Below are 6287 nucleotides of genomic sequence, written 5' to 3' on the forward strand. Positions count from 1 at the left end.
TTGATGAAGGTGTCTTTTGATTTAATGGTGGATTTGAAAAATTTAACTCAGTGAAGCTGCCAAGCCAAACAGTGCAATCATTGCCACAATGGCAATAACCGCAAAGACGATGTTGATAATAATCAGCACCAGACCAATGGTTTTACCGGTCTTGGCTTTTTTATTATCCGGATCAGCGGCATACTCTTTTTTGCCGTAGACAAAAGCCATGATGGCAGTGACTAGACCAGCCAGGCTGACAATTGAGGCGATGGTACTCAGACCGATCGTTGTCAAAATGATATTGACACCAATACAAATTAAAGAAATAATGCCAAAGGTAAACCCCTTCATTCCATCTTCAAAACTCATAATCCCTATTTCAAAATTGTTTCTGAGTTTATTATACCCGAAAAGAATAGCTGTAAACGAGTAATTTATTAGAAAATCAAGATTTAACAAATTTTAGTGGTCGGGAAATGACTCGATGTGGCTTTTTTTAGCGCGCTGACGCAGACATTGTGATAGCCTGACTGCTGATAGACTGGATAAAAAAATATATTTCAGCTATAATGGGGTCATGAAAAATTTTGAAACCTTTAAACAATCCTATCAAATAAAACTAAATCTCCAGCAGGAACAGGCGGTGGTGCGAACCCGAGGTCAGAGCCTCTTGCTGGCGGTGCCGGGCAGTGGTAAAACGACAGTGATTATCTGTCGGATCGCCTATTTGCTGGAGGTTTTACAAATCGATCCGGGGGAAATTCTGACCCTGACTTTCAGCCGGATGGGGGCCCGGGATTTAAAAGCCAGATATACCAAACTGTTTGGCGAATCCCAGGCAAAAACCCTCCATTTCAGCACCATCCACAGCTTTGCTTTGGGGGTTATCCGTCATTATGAGCGGAGCTACCGACGTCGGGCCCATACGGTACTGGGGAATAACACGCCGGTGATCCGGGAGTTATACCGGCAGCTTTTTCAGGAGCATCCGGGGGAAGTTGAACTGGGCGAAATTTGTCAACGGATCGGCTTTTGTAAAAACATGATGCTGACCGAGGCAGAAATAAAACTGCTGCCACCACTGGAGGTTGATTTTCTGGCAATCTATGAAGCCTATGAAAGCTATAAACGCCAGGAACAACTGATGGATTTTGATGACATATTAAAATATGCCTGGGGACTATTAAAAAAGTACCCTGAAATGCTGGCCTTTTTTCAGAATAAGTATACCTATATCCATTTGGACGAAGCCCAGGATACGTCAAAGATTCAGTTTAAAATCATTGAACTATTAACCGGGAAAAACGGGAATCTTTTTATGGTGGGGGATGAGGATCAGAGTATTTATGGTTTTCGGGGCGCTTTTCCTGAGGCTTTACTGACCTTTAAAGAGACCTGGCCCCAGGGCGAGGTCTTGCTGATGGAAACCAATTACCGCAGCACCCGGCAGATAGTTGACAAGGCCAATGCCTTTATCAAGCTAAACCATGAGCGCTACCAAAAAGAAATGGTGGTGCCTGGGGACAGGTCGTTTACTGGGGTGCCAATTGCCCGGGAATGGGTGACGTCCAGCGAAGCTCAGTATCAGCTGATCATTGAAGCAATCCGCCGGGAAGGCAAGGAAATCGCGGTGCTCTATCGCAACAATGAGTCGGCTATTCCCCTGGTGGATCTCTTTGATGTGGCTGGAATCACTTATCAGATCAAGGAACATAGTCCACAGTTTTTCGGTCATTTTCTAATTAAGGATATCCGGCTTTTTTATGAGTTTGCAATTAATCCGGATGATATCAATTTATTCACCCAGGTTTACTATAAGATGGATACGGCCATCTCCCGGGAAACCATCAACCAGCTGGAGCGGCGACATAAACCTGGCGAAAATGTCCTTGACACCCTGATCAAGATCAGTGGTGACCGGGCCTGGCAGGTTAAACGGCTAGAAGAGCTTAAGGACGGGTTTGAAAAACTACAGACGGTGCCGCCGCAGCGGGGAATTGTGATGATTCTGGATAGCCTGGGGTACCGCTCTTATCTCAATTTCAGGATCAGTTCCGGGCAATCAGAAGAAAGTATAGAGCAGAAGCTGACGGTGCTTAAAATTCTCGGGGGTCGGGTTAACAATTTTCCGGACTTTTTTGCTAAGTTGGAAATGCTGTCTGAAAAGCTGCAGGAGCCTCAAACCAGAAAAGCGAAAACACCCCGAGTGACCCTGTCGACCCTCCATTCCAGCAAAGGGCTGGAATTTGAAAAGGTCTTTATCATTGATGCCACCGAAGGGCAGATTCCCAATGTCTCCAATACCCCGGAAGATGCCAAGGCCTACGCCGAAGAAGTCCGGCTCTTTTATGTCGGCGCCACCCGGGCCAAACAGGAGCTGATATTTCTCTGTGTCAAACACCGGGACAAGGACATCAAACCATCGCCGTTTATTTCTTATTTAATTGATGGGCTGCCCCGCAAAAAAGCGGCGGCGGAAAAACCGGGGCTTCGGCATCGTGAGAGTTTTGGCCGTCAGCAGGGTAAATGGCAAGATTATCATACCGGTGCGGCCAGCGGTGCCACCGTCGATCTACAGGCTTATCAGCAGGGTCGGGTAGTGATCCATCAGCGTTTTGGGGCCGGTACCATTCTGACCCGTAACGGCAATATTGCCAGTATCCATTTTGAGAGCGCCGGGGAAAAGAAAATGAATCTGGCTGTCTGCCTGGAAAACGGTGTGATCAAATGATGGGTTGTGTTTAATCAGGTTGTGGCAAACTACCGTACCGGTCAATTGTTAATCTGTTGTATGCTGCAGACTCGGACAGGCTATCGTCATGTCCGCTCTGATGCATACAACATGATTTGTCGTTACTGATACAGCTGTTGTAAATCGTCAAATCAGCAATGTTTTCTTGACAAAAATATAAATTAGGGCTATACTCAGAAAAAACAAACCGGTGATGGTGGAGTAAAGTCAGCAGCGCATTTAAAGCGAGTTGGGGATGGTGAGAGCCAAACAGGAAGCGGACTGGCATAATGGGCACCTGAGGGTGTGAGGAAAGGGCAGGGCCTGAGTATTTCACAACGTTTCATCCACGTTAAGGGATGGCAGATGTGATGGCATTTGCAGATCAAGTGCACAGGTTAGATTAGCCTGTGAATAAAGGTGGTACCGTGGGTTATTTTGACTCATCCTTTTATTGTTGCAGACAATAATGGGATGGGTCTTTTTTTATTACAGGAAAGAGGAAAAGAACAATGGAAACATTAAAAAATTTACAAGCGCTGGTCAAGCGACTGGAAGAGAAGAGTCCTTTTTATCAGCAACGGTTTAAAGCCGCTGGAATTGTGGCGGATGATATTAACACCATGGCTGATTTTGAGCAGCTGCCTTTTACTGATAAGGGTGATCTCCGCAATGCCTATCCCCTCGGTTTGCAGGCGGTACCGGACAGTGAGGTGGTACGGATTCATTCTTCATCGGGAACCACCGGCCAGCCGGTGATCATTCCCTATACCGCCAGCGATGTAGCTGATTGGGCGGAAATGTTTGCCCGTTGTTATCACTATGCCGGGATGACCGATGAAGACCGGATTCAGATTACCCCAGGCTATGGGCTCTGGACTGCCGGGATCGGCTTTCAGGCCGGGGCCGAGAAAATGGGGGCGATGGCGATTCCGATGGGGCCGGGGAACACCCAGAAACAATTGCAGATGATGGTCGATTTAAAAGCTACGGTGCTGGCCTCGACCTCATCCTATGCTCTGTTGCTGGCCGAAGAGGTGGCCAACCAGAATCTGGGCGATCAGATTCATTTAAAACGGGGTGTCATCGGTTCGGAACGCTGGGGCGACAAGATGCGCAGCCGGATTGCCGAAGAGCTGGGAATTGAGCTGTTTGATATTTATGGCCTGACCGAAATCTATGGTCCGGGCATTTCCATCGATTGCAGCGAACACGATGGGCTCCACTACTGGTCGGATTATCTGTACTTTGAAATTCTCGACCAGGAAACGTTGCAGCCGGTGCCAGAAGGAGAATATGGTGAACTGGTGATCACCACCTTCCGGAAGGAGGGGGCACCGCTGCTGCGCTACCGTACCCATGATATCACCCGCTTTATTCCCGGCCCCTGTGCTTGTGGCTCTGTTCATCCCCGCCATGACCGGATTATTGGCCGCACTGACGACATGGTCAAGGTCAAGGGGGTCAACATTTACCCTGGCCAGATTGACGAGCTCTTAAAAACGGTGGCGGGGGTCAGTAGTGAATATCTGGCCACGGTCGATCATCAGGACGGTAAAGACCGGGTTGTTCTGGCGTTTGAAGTCTTAAACGGCATTGATCAAAAAGCAATCGAAGAGGAGGTCAAACGTCAGTTTAAATCCCGGGTGGGCTTAAGTGTCATTCCCCAGGCCAGCTCGATTGGCTCCTTGCCCCGATCCGAGAAAAAAAGCATCCGGATCATTGATCGTCGTTTCAGTTAAGTAGACAACCCCGGGGATCAGATCGTTTCGAAAAGCCGTCTTTCTAAAAAGTTGCCAGAAAAATTGATTTTTTATCCGGAATTGGGTATAATGAATTCGGCCACCTTGATTTAAGAGGAGAAAAAAATGAAAACAAAAAAACAAAAGAAAAACCGATTCAAAATCGTTCTCAACGAACCCACTGGCGAGAGTTCCGGGTGCAAGATCATTGAAGATACCGAAACAGGAATTAATTACTTATATCATTTTGATGAATTTGGCGGCGGACTCACGGTACTGATTGATGAAGAAGGTGAACCTTTAGTTGCCCCTGAAAAATAAAATACCCAGACCCTGAAAGAGATTTTCTTTTTCAGGGTTTTTGTATGCATTTTATTTCCGGTAAAAGTTTATTTCCATAAAATAGGTGTATAAACAAAAAAGGATATAAAAAATTGAACCCAAGAATTTAGCACCGAAGTGTTTGGCAGAGACCAGAATAAAAAAATGGAGGAAAAAATGAATACTTATATTGAAGATATTTTTGCCAGAGAAATACTGGATTCCCGGGGAAACCCAACCATTGAAGTGGATGTGATACTGGAAGATGGCACCATGGGCCGCAGCATTGTCCCTTCAGGGGCCTCCACCGGGGCCTTTGAAGCGGTGGAACTGCGGGACAAAGATTGCAGTCGCTATCAGGGTAAAGGGGTATTAAAGGCGGTCGACAGCGTGGCTTATGCCCAGGAGTTTCTGGTGGGCATGGATGCTTCCGATCAGATAGCCGTTGATGGAGTGCTGATTTCTCTGGATGGCACTGAAAACAAAAGTAAGCTGGGTGCCAATGCGATTTTGGGGATTTCCATGGCTACGGCCCATGCGGCGGCCAAATCATTAGGGTTGCCCTTTTATAAATATCTGGGTGGCGTTAATGCCAAACTGCTGCCGACCCCGATGATGAACATTTTAAACGGCGGGGAACATGCCGACAACAATGTTGATATTCAGGAGTTTCTGATTATGCCGGTGGGTGCCCGGGACTTTCGGGAAGCGGTGCGGATGGGCTCAGAAATCTTTCATCAGCTCAAAAAAGTGCTTGGCGAAAAAGGGATGGCCACCTCAGTGGGCGATGAAGGCGGTTTTGCCCCGAATCTCAAATCCAATGAAGAAGCGCTGCAGTTGATTGTAGAGGCCATTGAAGGCGCTGGCTATCTTCCGGGTGAAGATGTCCAACTGGCGATGGACGTAGCAGCTTCGGAAATGTATAATGAAGAAACCAAAAAATATTTTTTGGCTGGTGAAGGGGTTGAAAAAACTGCCGAGGAAATGATTGCGTTTTATGAAATATTAATTGACAAGTACCCGATTATTTCAATTGAGGATGGTCTGGATGAAGAGGATTGGGATGGCTGGAAAATCATGACCGAGCGGCTGGGGAAAAAGGTTCAGCTGGTTGGAGACGATATTTTTGTCACCAATACTGCGCGTCTTAAACGGGGTATTGATAGCGGCGTGGCCAATTCAATTCTGGTCAAAGTCAATCAGATCGGCACCCTGACCGAAACCTTGGATACCATTGAAATGGCTAAGCGGGCTGGTTATACCGTGGTGGTTTCCCATCGCTCCGGGGAAACCGAGGATGTTACCATTGCCGACCTGGTGGTGGCCGTCAATGCCGGACAGATTAAAACCGGGGCACCATCCCGAACCGACCGGGTGGCAAAATACAATCAGCTGATGCGGATTGAAGAACAGCTGGGTCTGCTGGGTGACTACGCCGGGAAAGATGCGTTTTATAACATCAAATAAAGAAAACACAAATAAGGAAGTGAAGAGTGAAAAATAACGTTGGT

General features: G+C 47.2%; 5 protein-coding genes. 4 read left to right on the forward strand and 1 reads right to left on the reverse strand.

The annotated features are described in order from the left end of the window. Positions 1-42 precede the first annotated feature (42 nt). Positions 43-351, reverse strand: coding sequence for a hypothetical protein (locus B3F51_RS12675; RefSeq protein WP_070371009.1), 309 nt, complete (start codon positions 349-351; stop codon positions 43-45). 208 nt (positions 352-559) lie between these two features. On the opposite strand from B3F51_RS12675, the gene B3F51_RS12680 reads away from it, so the two are divergent. From B3F51_RS12680 to eno, 4 genes are all read left to right on the forward strand, one after another. Continuing rightward, entirely contained in the window at positions 560-2713 is a 2154-nt protein-coding gene (locus B3F51_RS12680; RefSeq protein ID WP_286947450.1) for an ATP-dependent helicase, read from the forward strand. Between the two features lie 512 nt (positions 2714-3225). After that, a complete protein-coding gene (locus tag B3F51_RS12685; RefSeq protein WP_286947452.1) occupies positions 3226-4455 on the forward strand; it encodes a phenylacetate--CoA ligase family protein in 1230 nt (409 codons plus the stop codon). Between the two features lie 126 nt (positions 4456-4581). Beyond that, positions 4582-4776, forward strand: a complete 195-nt coding sequence (locus B3F51_RS12690) for a DUF6440 family protein (RefSeq protein WP_070371012.1) — start codon at positions 4582-4584, stop codon at positions 4774-4776. A 177-nt stretch (positions 4777-4953) separates the two neighbouring features. Then, the gene (gene eno / locus B3F51_RS12695) at positions 4954-6243 is read left to right on the forward strand and encodes a phosphopyruvate hydratase (RefSeq protein ID WP_286947453.1); all 1290 of its coding nucleotides are present in this window, start codon (positions 4954-4956) and stop codon (positions 6241-6243) included. Positions 6244-6287 lie beyond the last annotated feature (44 nt).

The organism is Acetobacterium sp. UBA5834 (assembly GCF_002435675.1).
Taxonomy (GTDB): Bacteria; Bacillota; Clostridia; order Eubacteriales; family Eubacteriaceae; genus Acetobacterium; species Acetobacterium wieringae.